At 66.9% G+C, this 17,512-nt stretch carries 16 protein-coding genes; 8 read left to right on the top strand and 8 right to left on the bottom strand.

Annotated elements, in window-relative coordinates; all coding sequences use genetic code 11:
- Nucleotides 1-25: 25 nt before the first annotated feature.
- Both QK291_RS01045 and QK291_RS01040 read right to left on the bottom strand, forming a co-directional pair.
- Nucleotides 26-922, bottom strand: a complete 897-nt coding sequence (locus QK291_RS01045) for a hypothetical protein (protein ID WP_282378260.1) — start codon at nt 920-922, stop codon at nt 26-28.
- Between the two features lie 31 nt (nt 923-953).
- Nucleotides 954-1,760 carry an exodeoxyribonuclease III gene (locus QK291_RS01040; RefSeq protein WP_282378259.1) on the bottom strand — a complete coding sequence of 269 codons (807 nt, stop codon included), beginning with the start codon at nt 1,758-1,760 and terminating at the stop codon, nt 954-956.
- A gap of 163 nt (nt 1,761-1,923) precedes the next feature.
- Between QK291_RS01040 and QK291_RS01035 the strand changes: the two genes are divergently transcribed.
- The 4 genes from QK291_RS01035 (at nt 1,924) to QK291_RS01020 (ending at nt 6,344) form a co-directional block, all read left to right on the top strand.
- Nucleotides 1,924-3,423 carry a CoA-acylating methylmalonate-semialdehyde dehydrogenase gene (locus QK291_RS01035; RefSeq protein ID WP_282378257.1) on the top strand — a complete coding sequence of 500 codons (1,500 nt, stop codon included), beginning with the start codon at nt 1,924-1,926 and terminating at the stop codon, nt 3,421-3,423.
- Nucleotides 3,423-4,496, top strand: coding sequence for an enoyl-CoA hydratase/isomerase family protein (locus tag QK291_RS01030; RefSeq protein WP_282378255.1), 1,074 nt, complete (start codon nt 3,423-3,425; stop codon nt 4,494-4,496). Before QK291_RS01035 ends, QK291_RS01030 begins: the two co-directional genes overlap by 1 nt.
- Nucleotides 4,489-5,502, top strand: coding sequence for a 3-hydroxyisobutyrate dehydrogenase (gene mmsB / locus QK291_RS01025; protein WP_282378250.1), 1,014 nt, complete (start codon nt 4,489-4,491; stop codon nt 5,500-5,502). The genes QK291_RS01030 and mmsB overlap by 8 nt, the downstream gene beginning before the upstream one ends.
- Nucleotides 5,503-5,564: 62 nt before the next feature.
- Complete coding sequence (locus QK291_RS01020) at nt 5,565-6,344, top strand: enoyl-CoA hydratase (RefSeq protein ID WP_282378248.1); 780 nt, start codon at nt 5,565-5,567, stop codon at nt 6,342-6,344.
- Nucleotides 6,345-6,484: 140 nt separating this feature from the next.
- Here QK291_RS01020 and QK291_RS01015 read toward each other — a convergent pair whose 3' ends face one another.
- The gene (locus QK291_RS01015; protein ID WP_282378246.1) at nt 6,485-6,913 is read right to left on the bottom strand and encodes a DUF1761 domain-containing protein; all 429 of its coding nucleotides are present in this window, start codon (nt 6,911-6,913) and stop codon (nt 6,485-6,487) included.
- Between the two features lie 172 nt (nt 6,914-7,085).
- Here QK291_RS01015 and QK291_RS01010 point away from each other — a divergent pair, with 172 nt between their 5' ends.
- Nucleotides 7,086-8,483, top strand: coding sequence for an MFS transporter (locus QK291_RS01010; protein WP_282378244.1), 1,398 nt, complete (start codon nt 7,086-7,088; stop codon nt 8,481-8,483).
- A gap of 113 nt (nt 8,484-8,596) precedes the next feature.
- Here the strand turns inward: QK291_RS01010 and QK291_RS01005 are convergent, their stop codons facing one another.
- The 3 genes from QK291_RS01005 to QK291_RS00995 all read right to left on the bottom strand — a co-directional run bounded on the left by QK291_RS01005 (nt 8,597) and on the right by QK291_RS00995 (nt 11,824).
- Entirely contained in the window at nt 8,597-9,451 is an 855-nt protein-coding gene (locus QK291_RS01005; RefSeq protein WP_282378243.1) for a LuxR C-terminal-related transcriptional regulator, read from the bottom strand.
- A gap of 78 nt (nt 9,452-9,529) precedes the next feature.
- Complete coding sequence (locus QK291_RS01000; RefSeq protein ID WP_282378240.1) at nt 9,530-10,036, bottom strand: MarR family transcriptional regulator; 507 nt, start codon at nt 10,034-10,036, stop codon at nt 9,530-9,532.
- A gap of 36 nt (nt 10,037-10,072) precedes the next feature.
- Complete coding sequence (locus tag QK291_RS00995; RefSeq protein ID WP_282378238.1) at nt 10,073-11,824, bottom strand: AMP-binding protein; 1,752 nt, start codon at nt 11,822-11,824, stop codon at nt 10,073-10,075.
- Nucleotides 11,825-12,087: 263 nt separating this feature from the next.
- Here QK291_RS00995 and QK291_RS00990 point away from each other — a divergent pair, with 263 nt between their 5' ends.
- Complete coding sequence (locus tag QK291_RS00990; protein ID WP_282378916.1) at nt 12,088-13,254, top strand: acyl-CoA dehydrogenase family protein; 1,167 nt, start codon at nt 12,088-12,090, stop codon at nt 13,252-13,254.
- Between the two features lie 118 nt (nt 13,255-13,372).
- Here QK291_RS00990 and QK291_RS00985 read toward each other — a convergent pair whose 3' ends face one another.
- Complete coding sequence (locus tag QK291_RS00985; protein ID WP_282378236.1) at nt 13,373-14,560, bottom strand: acyl-CoA dehydrogenase family protein; 1,188 nt, start codon at nt 14,558-14,560, stop codon at nt 13,373-13,375.
- Between the two features lie 135 nt (nt 14,561-14,695).
- The gene (locus tag QK291_RS00980; RefSeq protein WP_282378234.1) at nt 14,696-15,604 is read right to left on the bottom strand and encodes a LysR substrate-binding domain-containing protein; all 909 of its coding nucleotides are present in this window, start codon (nt 15,602-15,604) and stop codon (nt 14,696-14,698) included.
- Between the two features lie 244 nt (nt 15,605-15,848).
- Here QK291_RS00980 and QK291_RS00975 point away from each other — a divergent pair, with 244 nt between their 5' ends.
- Nucleotides 15,849-17,027, top strand: coding sequence for a CoA transferase (locus QK291_RS00975; RefSeq protein WP_282378232.1), 1,179 nt, complete (start codon nt 15,849-15,851; stop codon nt 17,025-17,027).
- Entirely contained in the window at nt 17,020-17,484 is a 465-nt protein-coding gene (locus tag QK291_RS00970; protein WP_282378230.1) for a thioesterase family protein, read from the top strand. The genes QK291_RS00975 and QK291_RS00970 overlap by 8 nt, the downstream gene beginning before the upstream one ends.
- Nucleotides 17,485-17,512: the final 28 nt, after the last annotated feature.

Genomic DNA, 17,512 nt, shown 5'->3' with positions numbered 1-17,512 from the left:
AACCGCCCGACCGCCGGCGGTCCAGTCAGGACGCCCGGGCCAGCTGCCGGATCGGGATCCAGCGGGACGCCAGCCGGCGGTAGGCCGCGGCGGCCCCGGTCATGTCCCCTTCGGCGAGGCACTCAATGCCCAGCCGGACGTCCATGGGCGAGTCGTCCGGGTAGACCTTGTCCGCCACGGCGCCGTAGTCCAGTTCCACCATGGACCCCGGGTGGAAGAGTTCCAGCCATTCGGTGAGCTGGGTGAGGTCCTCGAGCATGTCCAGATCCGGGGCGGCCAGGGCCAGATGGGCCACGGCGTAGCGGACCCGCTCGAGGGACTCGCCGATCGTCGTGCGGATGCGCACGGTGACGATCCGACCCTCGGATTCCACCACGTCCGTGGGGTCCGATTCCTTGAACAGGCAGAACCAGCTGAAGGGGATGCCCCAGGTGGACGCCCGGGTGTGCACCCGGCCCAGCCCGGAATGCGCCCGCACTTCATCGATGCGCCCCTGGTGCCGGTCCCGCTGCTCCTCCGGGATAAGCAGCTGGGCCAGCGGCCCGTGGATGCCCTCCATCAGGGCGTTGGCCGCCAGCCCGGCCCGGAGCACCAGCTGGCTGGGGCAGTACAGCAGCCGCTCCGGCGCCCGGGTGTCGGGAGTGCCGGCGTCCGGGGCCCCGGTGTCGGGTCTCCGCGGGACGGCAAGGATCCTGACCAGATCCGTCGCCCCGGTGGGGAACGGGTCCCCGCCCGGGCGGGTGATGCGGCCGAGTGAGGCCAGCAGCTCGGCGTTTTCAACGGCGGCCCGGGAAGCGCTCCGGGCCCCCGCCGCGCGCAGGGCGCCCTGCTGCTCCTCCGGGAACGCCTCCAGGGGTTCGTAGACGCGCAGCGCGGACGAGAACGGCAGCCCGGCCTGGCCGCGGTAGAGGTTTCCCGTCATCGCACCACGTCACTTCCCTGGGCTGTGCCCATCAGTCGCCCAGCTCCACGATCACGGGGGCGTGGTCCGAGGCGCCCTTGCCCTTGCGTTCCTCGCGGTCGATGGCGGCGCCGGTGACCCGGGCAGCCAGAGCCGGGGAGGCCAGGACGAAGTCGATCCGCATGCCTTCCTTTTTCGGGAAGCGCAGCTGGGTGTAGTCCCAGTACGTGTAGACACCGGGACCGGGGGTGTGCGGGCGGACCACGTCCTGGAACCCGGCGTTCTCAAAGGCGTGGAAGGCCGCGCGTTCCGGTTCGCTGACGTGCGTGAGGCCCTCGGTGCGGAAGTAATCGACGTCCCAGACGTCGTCGTCCTGCGGGGCAATGTTCCAGTCGCCCATCAGGGCAATCTGCGCTGCGGGGTCCTTCCGGAGCCAGCCCTCGGCGTGGGTCCGCAGGGTATCCAGCCAGCTGAGCTTGTAGGGCATGTGTTCATCGTCGAGGGCCCGGCCATTGGGAACATAGAGGCTCCAGACCCTGATCCCGCCGCAGGTGGCGCCGATGGCGCGGGCCTCCTGCACGGCATCCTTGCCGCTCTTGCCGAAGGCGGGCTGGTCCAGGAAAGTGCGTTCGACGTCGGCGAGCCCCACCCGGGAGGCGATCGCCACGCCGTTCCACTGGCTCAGGCCAAAGTGCGCCACCTCGTAGCCCAGGTTCTCGAACAGCTCCCAGGGGAAGTTGTCGTCCTTGCATTTGGTTTCCTGGATGGCCAGGACATCACAGTCGATGCGCTGGAGCCAGGCTTCCACACGGTCGGCACGGGCACGGAGCGAGTTCACATTCCAGGTAGCTATCTTCACAATCCCTAACTTACCGAACTTGACTGCCGGACGAAGCGGCGGTCCGACCACGCCCTCTGGAATTTAGTAGGAAGTCCGAGTATATTCGGGAGCAGAAGATGTCGTGGGTCACATGGCCCGGCCGTCACTTCGGCAATCACACGGTGCAAAGGAGCATTCCATCATGGTTCGCGAACTATCCCATTACATTGACGGACAGCATGTTGAAGGCACCTCGGGGCGCTTCAGCGATGTCTACGATCCGTGCACCGGCGAGGTCCAGGCCAGGGTGCCGTTGGCCAGTACCGAGGAAGTCCGCAACGTGGTCTCCAACGCGGAGAAGGGCCAGCTCGAATGGGCGGCCATGAACCCGCAGCGCCGCGGGCGGATCCTGCTCAAGTTCGTCGACCTGGTCAACCAGAACCTGGACGAACTCGCCACCCTGCTGTCCTCGGAGCACGGCAAGACCTTCCTCGACGCGAAGGGTGACATCCAGCGCGGCATCGAGGTCGTGGAATTCGCCGCAGGCGCCCCGCACCTGCTCAAAGGCGAGTTCTCGGACAACGCCGGAACCGGCATCGACGTGCACTCGCTCCGCCAGCCGCTCGGCGTCGTCGCCGGAATCACGCCGTTCAACTTCCCGGCCATGATCCCGCTCTGGAAGTCAGGCCCGGCGCTCGCCGCGGGCAACTCCTTCATTCTCAAGCCGTCCGAACGGGACCCCTCCGTGCCGCTGCGGCTCGCGGAGCTCTTCACCGAGGCAGGCCTGCCCGCCGGTGTCTTCAACGTCGTCAACGGCGACAAGGAAGCGGTCGATGCGCTGCTGGAGGACCCCCGCGTCCAGGCCATCGGCTTCGTCGGCTCCACGCCGATCGCGCAGTACATCTACGCCACGGCCGCCGCGAACGGCAAGCGCGCCCAGTGCTTCGGCGGGGCCAAGAACCACATGGTGATCATGCCGGACGCGGACCTGGACATGGCCGCGGACGCCCTAATGGGCGCCGGCTTCGGCTCCGCCGGCGAACGCTGCATGGCCATCTCGGTGGCCGTGCCGGTCGGCAAGGCCACCGGCGACGCGCTCGTCGCGAAGCTGGAGGAGCGGATCGCGGACCTCAAGGTCGGCCACAGCCTGGCCAAGGACTCGGACTTCGGCCCGGTTGTGGCGGCCTCCGCCAAGGAACGGATCGAAGGCTACATCCAGGCCGGCGTCGACGAGGGCGCCACCCTGATCACCGACGGCCGCGGCCTCAAGGTCGAGGGCTACGAGGGCGGCTTCTGGGTCGGCCCCACCCTCTTCGACAACGTCACGAAGGACATGACGATCTACAAGGAAGAGATCTTCGGCCCGGTGCTGAGCGTGCTCCGCGCGGAGGACTACGACGAGGCCCTGCGCCTGTGCAGCGAGCATGAGTTCGGCAACGGGGTGGCCATCTACACCCGCGACGGCGACTCCGCCCGCGACTTCGCCAGCCGGGTCCAGGTGGGCATGGTGGGCATCAACGTCCCGATTCCGGTGCCGATTGCCTACTACACCTTCGGCGGCTGGAAGGCTTCCGGCTTTGGCGACCTCAACCAGCACGGCACCGACGCCTTCCGCTTCTACACCAAGACCAAGACGGTCACCACCCGCTGGCCCTCCGGCATCCGCACCGGTGCCAGCTTCGTGATGCCGGAAGGCAGCTGATGGCGGGGAAGCATTCCTCCGACGCCGCAACGGCGGAGGTGCTGTTCGAACGGCGCGGCCGGCTGGGCGTGGTCACGCTCAACCGGCCCCAGGCCGTCAACGCGCTCACCGCGGGCATGGCCTCAGCCGTGCTGGAGCAGCTCACCCTCTGGGCAGACGACGACGCCGTGGCGGCGGTGCTGGTCCACGGCGCCGGTGACCGGGGCCTGTGCGCCGGCGGCGACATCGTGGCCATCTACAAGGACATGCTCGACGGCGGCGACGCCACGGCGGACTTCTGGGCCGAGGAATACCGGATGAACGCGCTCATTTCGGGCTACCCGAAGCCGTACGTGGCGTTCATGGACGGCTTGGTCCTCGGCGGCGGAGTGGGGATCTCCGCACACGGCTCGGTCCGGATCGTCACCGAACGCACCCGGATGGGCATGCCGGAGACCACCATCGGGTTCGTGCCCGACGTCGGCGGCACCCTGCTGCTCTCCCGCTCACCGGGGGAGTCCGGAACCCATGCGGCCCTCACCGGCGCGCACCTGAGCGGCGCCGACGCCCTGTTCCTGGGGCTCGCGGACCGCTTCGTCCCGTCCGCGAAGCTCGCGGCACTTGCCGAGGCGCTGGAGAACGAGGCAGCGGACGACGCCGTCGCGCGCTTCGCCGAGGAGGCCCCACCCTCCGTCCTCGCAGCGCAGCAGGAATGGATTGACGCCTGCTATTCAAGCGGCGACGCCGTGGAGATCGTGCGCCGGCTGCGGGCAGTGGGCGGGGAAGCCTCCGACGCCGCCGACACCATTGAGGCCAAGTCGCCGACCGCCGTGAAAGTGGCGCTGGAATCACTGCGCCGGGTCAGGGGACTGGGCCTCGAGGAAGCCCTGGAACAGGAATACCGGGTGGGGCTGCGGTTCCTTGCCGGTCCCGATTTCCGCGAAGGCATCCGAGCCCAGGTCGTGGACAAGGACCGCAACCCGCGCTGGCGGCCCGCGACGCTGGCGGAGGTCAGCCGCGGCGACGTCGAATCCTATTTTGCGCCGCTGGGCGACCGTGAACTGATGCTTTCGAAGGAGCGCGACAATGTCTGAACCATCGACGCTTGAATCCGGCCTGCCCGGGGCGCAGGCCGGCCCGATCGCCTTCCTCGGTCTGGGCCACATGGGCGGGCCGATGGCCATCAACCTGGTCAAGGCCGGCTACACCGTGACCGGCTTCGACCTGGTGCCGGCCGCGCTGGAGACTGCCCGGGCGCACGGCATCGCCACCGCTGGCACCGCCGCCGAGGCCGTGGCCGGGGCCGCCGTTGTCCTCACCATGCTGCCCAGCGGCAAGCACCTGCTGGACGCCTACCGCGGCACCCCGGGACAGCAGAGCCAGCCGGGACAGCAGAGCCAGCCGGGACAGCAGAGCCAGGCGGGACAGCCCGGCCAGCCGGGCCTGCTCGCCACCGCAGCCCCCGGCACCTTGTTCCTGGACTGCTCCACGATCAATGTCGACGAGGCCCGCGAAGCGGCCGAGCTCGCCGTGGCGGCGGGGCACCGGGCCGTGGACGCCCCGGTTTCCGGCGGCGTCGTGGGCGCCGAGGCGGGCACTCTGACCTTTATGGTGGGGGCGCTTCCGGAGGATTTCGAGGCGGTCAGGCCGATGCTCGAGGTGATGGGCAAGCGAGTGGTCCACTGCGGGGAACATGGTGCCGGACAGGCCGCGAAGATCTGCAACAACATGATCCTCGGCGTCTCGATGATCGCCGTCAGCGAGGCCTTTGTGCTCGGCGAGAAGCTGGGCCTGACCCACCAGGCGCTGTTCGACGTCGCCTCCGCGGCCTCAGGCCAGTGCTGGGCGCTGACCACCAACTGCCCCGTGCCGGGGCCGGTGCCCACGAGCCCCGCCAACCGCGACTACCAGCCCGGCTTCGCCGGAGCCCTGATGGCGAAGGACCTCAAGCTGGCGCTGAACGCGCTCCAAAGCACCGGCGTCGCCGCACGGCTGGGTCCGCTCGCTTCCGAAATCTACGATAGCTTTGCCGCAGAAGGCGGGGCGGGCCGGGACTTCTCCGGCATCATCACTGACATCCGGGACAGATCCGAACACTAGCCGGGTCTGAAGACCGACCGGCCGGATGCCAAGACATTTTCTGAACAGCTGAGGGGACAGGCATGAGAGAGCAGTACACAAACATTCTGGTGGAGCGTCGTGGCCGGGTGGGGCTCGTGACGCTCAACCGGCCCGAGGCGCTGAACGCCCTCAACAAGGCCACCATGGACGAACTCGTGGCCGCAGTGTCGGCCATGGATGCCGACCCCGAGGTGGGAGCGGTCGTGCTGACCGGCTCCGCCAAGGCCTTCGCGGCCGGGGCGGACATCAAGGAAATGCAGTCCAAGGGCTACATGGACATGTATGCGGCGGACTGGTTCCGCGGCTGGGAGGACTTCACAAGGCTGCGCATCCCGGTGGTCGCGGCGGTGTCCGGGTTCGCCCTGGGCGGCGGCTGTGAGCTCGCGATGATGTGCGATTTCATCATTGCCGGGGACAACGCCAAGTTCGGCCAGCCGGAAATCAACCTGGGCGTGCTGCCGGGCATGGGCGGCTCGCAGCGCCTCACCCGGGCGGTGGGCAAATCCAAGGCGATGGACATGATCCTGACCGGACGCTTCATGGACGCAGGGGAAGCCGAACGAGCCGGTCTCGTGTCCCGAGTGGTGCCGGCCGCGGACGTGGTGGACGAGGCCCTCACGGCCGCCGCGGTGATTGCCTCCAAGTCCAAGCCGGTCGCGATGGTGGCCAAGGAAGCTGTCAACGCCGCGTTTGAGACCGGGCTGGCCCAGGGTGTGCTGTTTGAACGGCGGGTTTTCCATTCGCTGTTCGCCACCGAGGACCAGAAGGAAGGTATGGCAGCCTTCACCGAGAAGCGCGAGCCGGACTTCATGCACCGCTAACACCTGCGGACGTTGCTGCGACGCGGGAACCGTCCCATGACGCGCCAAAGCCCTGACGCTGCCGTATTCCGGAAGCGCCAGGGCTTTGGCGTGTCGCCAGGCCGGACCCGCCGCGCGGGGCTGCCGACGCACTCGGGACATCAGGCCGCGCTGATGCCGAACAGGCCGATGATGAGGGCCATCACCATCAGGGTCACGAGTTCGTGCGCGCAGTTCAGTACCGTGAGTCCGGCCGGGCGGCCTTCGAAGGCATCGTGCGTGATGAAGCGCGCCGCCGTGAACCCCGCCCACAGGATCAGTGCGGTGACCAGGGTGTTGACCAGGAAATTCCCGCCGTAGAAGTGCTGCGAGATGGCGGCGGACCCGGCCAGCACCCACGCGCTGACGAAGCTGACCACCAGGGTGATCAGGATCGGTTTGACGGCGTCCTTGGCGTCCCCGCTCGGGGTGACCTTGGCGACGCGCATCCAGTAGTTGCCGAACACCTTCGGTGTGTACCAGACGGACCCCACCACCATGCTGGACAGGGTGGCCAGCAGTACCGCCCAGATGTTGATCTCCGGGATCATCGCGCTCCTCAGGTTCAGGGTTGGTTTCTTTCCGAAGTCTAGGGGGACTGCCCTTGAGGTCCCGCGCTTTCGGAACTACCTCTTTTGGGAGGTAGTTGGATGTCCACGCTTTTGACTACGGTGAGCTAAGTCACAAAGCCGCGCATCGAGGCAGACATCAAAGGAGATTGCCATGACTTCAGTTTCACCGACTTCGCCGGCCGGGCTGCAAGCGCCGCCCAGCAAGAAGACGCTGCGCAAGGTTGCCTTCGCCAGCGCCGCCGGAACCACCATCGAGTTCTACGACTTCTTCATCTACGGCACCGCTGCCGCCCTGGTCTTCCCGGTCGTGTTCTTCCCGGCTCTGGGCGCCGCAGCCGGCACCATTGCCTCCTTCGGCACGTTCGCCGTCGCCTTCTTCGCCCGTCCCGTCGGTGCGATCATCTTCGGCCACTTCGGAGACCGGATCGGGCGGAAGAAAACCCTCATCACCACGCTGCTCATGATGGGCATCGCCACCGTGATGATCGGCCTGATTCCGGACGCCAGCACCATCGGCGTGGCCGCCCCCATCCTGCTGGTGGTGCTCCGCTTCGTGCAGGGCCTCGCCGTTGGCGGGGAATGGGCCGGCGCCACGCTCCTCGTAGCCGAATATGCTCCCGTGGGAAAGCGCGGGCTGTTCGGCTCCTTCCCGCAACTCGGCCCGTCGGTTGCCTTCGCCCTGGCCAGTGGCACGTTCCTCCTCACCAACCTGACGCTGGGGGACAAGTCCGAGGCATTCATCACGATCGGATGGCGGGTTCCGTTCATCCTCAGCGCAGTGCTGGTCCTCGTGGGCCTGTGGGTGCGGCTGAGCATCGAGGAGACGCCGGTATTCAAGAACGCCGCCAAGGTTACCGATACCGGCACCAAGCTGCCCATCCTCGAGTCCGTCAAGCGCCAGCCGCGCGAAATCCTCCTCGCCGGCGGCTCCCTGACTCTCCTGTTCGCCTTCTTCTACGTTGGCACCGCCTACCTCACCAGCTTTGCCACGAGCCCCACCGGCATGGGACTGAGCCGCGTTGAAGTGCTGAGCACGGGCATGGTCTCCTCGCTCTTTGTCGCCGCCGCCACCCTGGCCTCCGGCGTTCTCTCGGACCGCTTCGGCCGCAAAAAGGTCATCGCCACCTCGTGCATTCTCGCTGTGCCGTGGTCGCTCATGCTGTTCCCGATCCTCAGCGCGAACACCGTGTTCGCCTTCGGCTTCGGCCTCACGGTCACCCTGGTGATCTTCGCCATCGCCTACGGCCCTGCCGGGGCACTGCTGCCGGAGCTCTTTGAGACCCGCTACCGCTACACCGGCGCCGGCATGGGCTACAACCTGGCCGGCGTCGTCGGCGGAGGCATCGTCCCGCTGGTGGCAGCGCAGCTTGCCGTCACGTCCGGTGCGTGGTCCATCGGGATCCTGCTCGCCGGGATCGGCGTATTCAGTGTGCTCTGCACCCTGGCTCTGCCCAACCGCGAAAAGCAGGGGCTGGAAGACGGCGGTCCGCACACCTCCTCGAAGCATGTGGACGACGCCGCATTTATCGCGCCCGTCGCAGGTCCCTAGGGACCTGCCCCGAGCCAATCGGGCCTGCGGATTCCGTTCGTTGGGGGATCCGCGGGAAGGGCGGGGCAGCCGGTGAAAACCGGCAGCCCCGCCCTGTTGGGATTAGTCCCGCCCTACGGGATGAGCCCCAGCCGGCGGGCCGCGGACACGGCCTCGAGCCGGTTGTGCGCAGATAATTTGGACATGGCGTTCTGCAGGTAGCTCTTGACCGTCACGGCCTTCAAGCCGAGGCGTTCGGCGGTTTCCTGGTACGAACAGCCCAGCGCCACCTGCGCCAGCACATCGAGCTCACGGCGGGCCAGCCGGGCCGTCGGATGGATGCCGACGGCGGACGGCGGCGCCAGATGGCTGCCGATGATGTCCAGCTGCCGCGCCAGATGGGGATCTGACACCGTGCCGGCCAGGGACCGCAGCTCGGCGTGGGCTTCCCGGACGTGCTCGAGCCAGCTGCGGTCCTGGACGAGGGCGGGCGCGGCCCTGGCGGTATCGATGATCGAGACCCTGCGGTCCACCTCGTCCCGGATCCGCAGTTCGGCGGCGATTTCGGCGGCCGCCTCCATCGCCTCGCACACGGCGTTTTCGCCCAGCGGGGCGCTGTCCCTGCTGGCGATGTACAGCACCGCCCGCGACCGTCCCTGGACCACCACGGGAACGGCCGCCATAGAGGTCAGGCGTTCCCGCCGGACGGCGAGGTCGTACTCATGGGTAATTCCCTCGGAGGCGATGTAGTCCTCGACGAGGTAAGGCCGCCGCTGGGTGAAGACGCGGCCGCCGAGGCCCGCGCCGGGGACGACGACCAGCTGTTGCAGGCTGGATGTGGCGGTGCCAAGGAAGTCTGTCAGCTGCAGCAGCTCACCGCTGGCCAGCCCGGCGAAAAGCACGGCGGGCCGGAACCTGCCGGAGAGCAGGCGCAGGGAGGCCCGGAGCAGCTCCCGGTCATCGGGGCGGGAATAGGCGTTCGGCTGCATGAGTCGTCTCCTGGTGCCGCGGAACCCGTCACTGCATTGTGACGGGAAGTCAGTTCTGTTGGGGCCCTCCGGCCGGGGTTATTCGCTGAAATCGCCGGCGTTGCGGCGGAAGGTGCCAAGGATCCGGATCAGCTGGTCGACATCCTGCTCCGCGAACCCGGACTGGGCGAACACGTCGGAGTTCAGTGCCGCCGTCGCTCTTTTAGCCAGCGTACGCCCTTCCTGCGTGAGTTCAATCAGGGTGGTGCGCCCGTCCGTGGGATGCGGAGAGCGGATCACCAGCCCCGCGCCCTGCAGCCGGTCGACGGCGTTGGTCACCGAGGTGGGATGGACCTGCAGCAGCGCGCTCGCCTTGTTCATGGGCAGCGCGCCGCTGCGGGCGAAGCTCAGCAGGGCGAGCAGCTCGTAGCGGGCAAACGTCAGCCCGAACGGCTTCAGGACACCCTCGATCCGGGCCAGCAGGATCTGCTGGGTCCGCATGATGGCGGTGATGGCCGCCATCGGTGCGGCGACGTCGGACCAGCCGTGCCGCTCCCAGTTCAGCCGGGCGTCGGCGATCGGATCACGCGGCAGCGGCGTTGCCACGGCACCCCCAGCGTCTCGTCCCGAATCTCATACGGTTCAGCCTAGCTTTTCGGCGGGGCTTTTCAGACCGGGGAAGTCGGCTTCGGAGTATTCCGTGCCGAGCCCGGCCGGGACCGTCCCGCCGCCGTGGCGCAGTTCTTCGCTGTGCCGCAGCTCCACACGCCGGATCTTGCCCGAGATGGTCTTGGGCAGTTCCGCGAACTCCAGCCGGCGGATCCGCTTGAACGGGGCCAGATGGTCCCGGCAGTACCGCAGGATGTCCTCGGCAAGTTCCGGGCCGGCCACGTGCCCGGCGGCCAGGACCACAAACGCCTTGGGCACCGAGAGCTTGAGCGGGTCCGGGGAGGGGACGACGGCGGCCTCGGCCACCGCCGGGTGCTCGATCAGCACGCTTTCCAGCTCGAACGGTGACAGCCGGTAATCGGAGGACTTGAAGACGTCGTCGCCGCGGCCCACATAGGTGATGATGCCGCGCTCGTCCCGGCTGGCCATGTCGCCGGTGTGGTAGTAGCCGTCGCGGAATGCCTCCGCCGTCTTTTCGGGATCACCGTAGTACGCCTTCATCAGCCCGACCGGGCGGGGGTCAAGGCGCAGGCAGAGCTCGCCGTCGTCGCCCTCGTCTCCCGTCGCCGGGTCCACGAGCACGACGTCGTAGCCGGGCAGCGGCTTGCCCATGGCGCCGATCTTGATCGGCTGGCCGGGGGTGTTGGCGATCTGCACCGTGGATTCGGTCTGGCCGAAGCCGTCGCGGATGGTCTGTCCCCAGGCGCGCTGGACCTGGTCGATCACCTCGGCGTTGAGCGGCTCGCCGGCGGAGACCACCTTGGTGGGCGGGTTCTTCAGCAGGGTCAGGTCGGCCTGGATGAGCATGCGCCAGACCGTGGGAGGGGCGCAGAAGCTCGTCACCGACTCGCGGTCCATCTGCTCCATGAGTGCCTTGGCGTCGAAGCGTTCGTAGTTGTAGATGAACACGCAGGCTTCGGCGATCCAGGGCGTGAAGACGTTGGACCAGGCGTGCTTGGCCCAGCCGGGCGAGGCCACGTTGAGGTGCACATCGCCGGGTTCCATCCCGATCCAGAACATGGTGGACAGGTGGCCCACCGGGTAGGAGGTGTGCGTGTGCTCGACCAGCTTGGCCTTGGAGGTGGTGCCCGAGGTGAAGTAGAGCAGCAGTGTCTCGTCGGCCCGGGTCGGAGCGTCCGGGGTGAAGGCCTCCGGTGCGCCGGAGGACTCCGTGTACTGCAGGGCGGCCGTGTCTATGCCGGCGTCGCCGCCGCCGCCGCCGCCGATTTCGATCAGGGTGTAGTCGCCTGGGACCTCGGCGAACTTGCCGATATTGGCGCTCCCGACGGCGGCCCAGTTCGCGCCGCCGCGCTCCACCCGGTCCTTGAGGTCCGCGGGCCCCATCAGGGTGGTGGTGGGGATCATGACGATGCCCAGCTTGATGCCGGCGAGCATCAGTTCCCAGAGTTCCACCTGGTTGCCGAGCATGATGATCATCCGGTCACCGCGCCGCACACCCTGGCTACGGAGCCAGTTGGCCAACTGGGCCGAGCGCCGGGACAGGTCCGCGTAGCTGCGCCGCGTGGCGGAGCCGTCCTGCTCGACGATGACGAGGGCCGGGTTGTTCGCCTTGGCCGGGTCTGCCGCGATCTGGTCGAACCAGTCGAGGGCGAAATTGAAGTGCTCAAAGCGCGGCCACTGGAATTCGCTGCGCGCCGCCTCGTAGTCCTTCCGGAGGTCAAGCATGCGGTCGCGTGCTACGCGGAATTCCTCAGTGACTGTCATGGTGCACCTTTCGAAGTCTGGTGGCGCAGCCGTTTCAAGCCCGGCGCCGTTGCCCGGTGATCACGGGGTTGCCCAGTGATCACCATCACTATGCAATATACTAGGACATCCAAGGGTTTGGAAGAGCCGACCCGGTTCAGGACCGGATCACTACGAAGGGATACCTGCCCGTGCAGCCACAAGGACGTGCCAGCGGACCGACCCTCACAGCAGAGCCCAGACAGCGGCAGCCCGCCGCGTCAGCAGCGGAGAGCGCGGCCGGTATGGCGGCGCCGCCGTTCCCGGACGCCGACCTGATGTACATCGTCGACCTGCTTTCCCCGGAGGAGCAGTCCCGCTACCAGGAAATCCGAGGCTTCCTCCAGTCCCGGATCCGGGCGGCCTCGATCGAGTACTGGAACCGTGAGGAATTTCCCTTCGGGCTGGTCGCCGAGCTCGGCAAGTACGGCCTGGGCGCCCTGCAGACGGATGGGACGTCCAAGCTGTTCAAGGGCCTGATGTACGTCGAGGTGGCCCGCGCAGATGTGTCCCTCTCTGCCCTCGTGGGGATCCACAATGAGCTGATCGTCGGCATGATCGACCAGCTCGGCTCAGAGGAGCAGAAGGCGCGCTGGCTGCCGGGGCTTACGGCCCTGACGCAGATTGGCGCCTTCGCCCTGACCGAACCGGAGCACGGCTCGGACATCGCGGGCGGCCTGGCCGCCACGGCACGGCTGGACGGCGGGGAGTGGGTCATCAACGGCGCCAAGCGCTGGATCGGCGCCGGCACCATTGCGGACTTCGCCGTGGTGTGGGCGCGGGACGTCGCGGACCAGCAGATCAAAGGCTTCATCGTGGAGACAGACCGCCCCGGCTACACCGCCACCAAGATCGCGAACAAAATCGGTCTGCGGATCATGCAGAACGCCGATATCGTGCTCGACGAGGTCCGCATCCCGAAGTCCAACCTGCTCCCCGGGGCCACGGACTTCTCCAAGGCCAATGAGCTGCTGCGCGATTCGCGCGCCTGGGTGGGCTGGCAGGCCGCCGGTATCCAGCTGGCCGCGTTCGACGTCGCGCGGGCCTATTCACTGGAGCGGAAGCAGTTCGGCAAGGAACTGGCGCGCTTCCAGCTGATCCAGCAGCAGCTGGCCGAGATTCTGGGCAACGCCTCGGCGTCGTTGTCGCTGATGGCGCAGCTGTCCAGGATCCAGGAGGACGGCAAGCTCGAGATGGCCCAGGCCGCGATGGCCAAGTCCACCACCACCCGGCTGGCCCGGGCATCGGTGGCGATGGGGCGCTCGCTGATGGGCGGCAACGGGATCAGCAGCGACTACGAGATGGGCAAGCTTTTTGGTGATGCCGAGATCCTGTACACCTATGAGGGCAGCTACGAGATCAACTCACTGATCGTGGCCCGGGCCGTGACGGGCAAGTCCGCGTTCGTGTAGGGAAGGCCGGGCCCGCGGCTCCCGCGGGGCCGCGGCTCCCGCGGGGCCGCGGCTCCCGTGGCTGCCATCTCACAGCGTCGGCCGCAATGGCGCCAGGCGTGCGTCGCCGTGTAGGGCGCTAGCCCTGGCGGAACGCTGAGATACCAGTGATGTGCTGTCCCAGTATGAGGGTGTGGACCTCGTCCGTGCCCTCATAGGTGCGCACGGATTCGAGGTTGTTGGCGTGACGCAGCGGCGAATAGTCCAAGGTGATGCCGTTGCCGCCCAGGATGGTGCGGGCTTCGCGGCAGATATCGATGGCCTCGCGGACGTTGTTGAGCTTCCCCACGGAGACGTGGACCGGCTCGAGCGCACCGGCATCCTTCAGCCGGCCCGTATGGAGCGCCAGCAAGGTTCCTTTCTGGATCTCCAGGAGCATATTAACCAGCTTCTCCTGGGTGAGCTGGTAGCCGGCCAGCGGCTTGCCGAACTGGAGCCGCTCTTTGGAATACTCAAGTGCGGTTTCATAAGAGTCCCTGGCCGCGCCCATGGCGCCCCAGATGATCCCGTAGCGGGCTTCATTGAGGCAGGCGAACGGGCCGCTGAGTCCACGAGCGCCCGGAAGCAGCGCGGTAGCTGGCAGGCGGACAGTGTCGAGCCTGATGTCGCATTGGATCGAGGCCCGCATGGACAGCTTTGAGCCGATGGGTGTCGCGACGAAACCGGGTGTGTCCGTCGGCACGATGAACCCGCGGACGCCTTCTTGGGTGTTGGCCCAGATGATCGCGATCTGGGCAACGGAAGCGAGTCCGATCCAGCGCTTTGCGCCGTTTATGACCCAGCCGCCGTCGCCGTCCGGCTCCGCGAAGGTCGCCATGCTGGAGGGATCGGAGCCGGCGGTAGGTTCGGTCAACCCGAAACAGCCAATCTTTTCGCCACGCGCCATCGCCGGCAGGTGCTCGTTCTTTTGCTCCTCGGACCCCCACTTGTGGATGGCGCTCATGGCCAGGGACCCCTGGACGCTGATGAAGGTCCGAAGCCCCGAATCTCCGGCCTCCAGTTCCATGGCGGCGAGACCATATTCGACGGCGCTGCGGCCCGGGCAGCCGTAGCCCTTCAAATGCATCCCGAGGACTCCCAATTTTCCGAGTTCAGGAACGAGCTCCAGCGGAAAATGGGCGTCCTCGTACCAAGTGGCGATGTTGGGGCGGATGCGTTCGTTCACGAAGTCCCGGACGGTGCCGCGCAGCAGCAACTCTTCAGGGCTCAGGAGGCCGTCCAGGTTTAGAACGTCTTGGGGGACCAGTGTGAGTTCGTTTACGGTCACGGCTTTATTCTCCTGGCGTGTCATGCCGCTGGTCAGCGGCGGGCCGGCTTGGGGCCGGGGGTCTCCGACCACTGTGCCAGCTGGATTACGCCAGATCCAATACCAAATTAGGCCTCGAATAATACCCGAGGGGTATCAAGAATCTGTATCGGCGGGCGACGGCAAGACGTCTTCGGAAAGCCGAAGGACCTCCCTCAGCGCCGGGCTGGCGTTGTCTTTCCGCCAGACAAGTCGCAGCTGAATGACATCGACCGTGTCTTCCAGCGGCAGGAATATGACCCCGGGATGGCTGAAGTTTTCCGGGACGGATGACACCGTCAGGGCGACACCTATTTCGGCCGCCACGAGGGCCATGAGCGTCTGGGAATCCGGGGCCACCTGCACAATTTCGGCGGCGTATCCGGCCGCCCCGGACAGCCTCCGGAGGTGGTCATGGAGGATCGAGCCAGGATGCTCGGGCAGGGTCACGAATGACTGGTCCGCGAGGTCGGAGGCGCGCAGCGAAGATCGGCCACGCAGGGGATGGGTCTCGTACAGGGCGACCACAAGTCGCTCGTTGGCCACCACCCGTGAGTCCAGAGCCGCCGGGATGAAGTTCCAGCGGCCCAGGCCAACTTCCATGGCGCCGCTGAGGACCTTGTCCATGGCCGGCAGGGCGAAGTTGGAGCTGGACAGCTCGAAGTCGATGCCGGGATGCGTCTCCCTGACGCGCTTGGCGAGCTTTCCCACCATGACATGCGAGGACACACCAGCGAAGGCGACCCGCACACGCCCGGTTTCGCCGCGGCCCACTGAGGCGACCGCCAGTCGCGAGCGCCGGCAAGCCTCCAGGATTTCCCGGGCCGGCGCCAGCAGCGCCTGCCCTTCTGCCGTCAGTTGGACCGTGCGGGTGCTGCGGACAAAGAGCGGCGCCTTCAGTTCGTGCTCAAGCCGCTGGATGGACCGGCTCAGGGGCGGCTGGGCCATGTGGAGCCGAAGCGCGGCCCTGCCGAAGTGCAGCTCCTCGGCCACAGCCAGGAAGGCCCGGATCTGTTGTAGTTCCACCCCGGTCAGCTCCCGCTCGGGTAAACGTCATTGTTCATACGCCCAAGATACCCAACAAGGCGAAATCGTCACTGATCCCCTGCGGGTATCAATTCCGCACCCAATGCGCATTGGACGCGAACCAATCCGCTTGCAAGGGTAGGTGATGCAGACCACACACCGGAGGAACTAAATGACACACCCGAGCAGTCAAACGGCACCCGGCGTCCGCAATCGTCCGGCCCAAGAGGGGGGCCGGCCGGGCGTGGACGCACTGGGCCGCGAAGGCACCGGCCCCCTCGCGGGCGTCGTCATCGCAGACTTCAGCCGGGTATTGGCTGGGCCTTACGCCACCATGCTGTTGGCTGACATGGGCGCCACCGTGATCAAGGTTGAGGGCCCCGACGGCGACGATACCCGCACCTACATGCCCCCGGTCCGCGACGGTGAGGCCACGTTCTTCCTGGCGGTGAACAGGAACAAGCACTCCATTGCCTTGGATCTGAAGGACCCGCAGGATCTCGACGTGGCCCGTTCGCTGATTCGCTCCGCGGATGTCATGATCGAAAACTTCAAACCAGGCAACATGGCTCGGCTAGGTTTGGACTACGCGGCCGCCGCGGAGCTGAAACCGGATATCATCTACGCTTCCATCACCGGGTTCGGCACCGGCGCCGGTGCGCACATCCCGGGTTATGACCTCCTCGTGCAGGCCGCCTCGGGGATGATGAGCCTGACCGGGGACCAGGACACGCAGCCGTACCGGGCCGGAATCGCCCTCTTTGACGTCATCACCGGCCTGCACGCGGCCATAGGCGTCCTCGGCGCCCTGCACCATAAGGACCAGACCGGCGAGGGCCAGTTGGTGGAGTTGAACCTCCTGACCTCGGCCTTGTCCGGCATGGTTAACCAGTCCGCGGCTTACGTGACCGGCGGTGTGGTGCCGACCCGCATGGGTAACGAACACCCCAGCATGTACCCGTACGCTCCGATGCAAACAGGCGACGGCATGCTCATCGTTGCGACCGGCAATGATGCCCAGTTCGTGCGGCTCTGCGAGGCGCTTGGCCTTCCGGCGGTCGCCCGGGATCCGAAGTTCTCCAAGACCCTGCAACGCAACGAACACCGGGACGAACTCCGGAAAATTCTTCACGCGACGCTGGCCACTCAGTCCGCCGCGCAGTGGTTCAGCGAACTCTCCGCGGCCGGGCTACCGTGCGCGCCGATCCAGGACGTCCGCGGCGGCGTCGAGTTCGCGCAACAGCTGGGACTGCAACCCGTCGTGCTGGCCGGAAAAGGCGAGCGAAAGATTCCTACCGTGCGGCATCCCGTTGAGTACTCCCGCACGCCGGTGGATTACTCCCTCGCCCCTCCCGAGCTGAACGAAAGTTCCGAGCTGGTCCGAAGCTGGCTGCTGCACCAGAAAGCGCTGGCCCATGCCTGAGGTGTACCGGACCAGCGTCTCCCCGCGGTGGTCGGACCAAGACCTGAACGGACACGTCAATCACGCCGCCGTCGTGACACTTCTGGAGGAGTCGAGGATCAAGTGGCGGGCCGCGATGCCGGGAATCCGCCCGGCCGAAGCGACCCCCACGGTGGTGGCTGCCCTCGAACTGAACTATCGGCGGCCGATCCACCACGGCGAAGACCTTGATATCGAACTCACGGTCGGCAGGATCGGCAGGAGCTCCTTCAGCCTCGAATTCACCGGCGCTCAGAACGGCGCAGCCGCCGTAGACGGCAGGACCGTGCTTGTTTCAGTCTGGCCGGAGACCGGCAAGGCCAGGCCCCTTGCGGAACAAGAACGGCGATGGCTCGCCGGATACCAGCCCACGCAAGCAAGCACGGAACCCCGTGAACCGCTGATCCCCCATCGACCACACCTGGAGCTGACCCAGTGACACCGCAAACGACCGAACAAACCACGGA

This window comes from Arthrobacter sp. AL12, assembly GCF_029960645.1.
Classification (GTDB): domain Bacteria; phylum Actinomycetota; class Actinomycetes; order Actinomycetales; family Micrococcaceae; genus Arthrobacter.
Note: the sequence above shows the minus strand (reverse complement) of the source record. Positions and strands in the feature narration are given on the sequence as shown.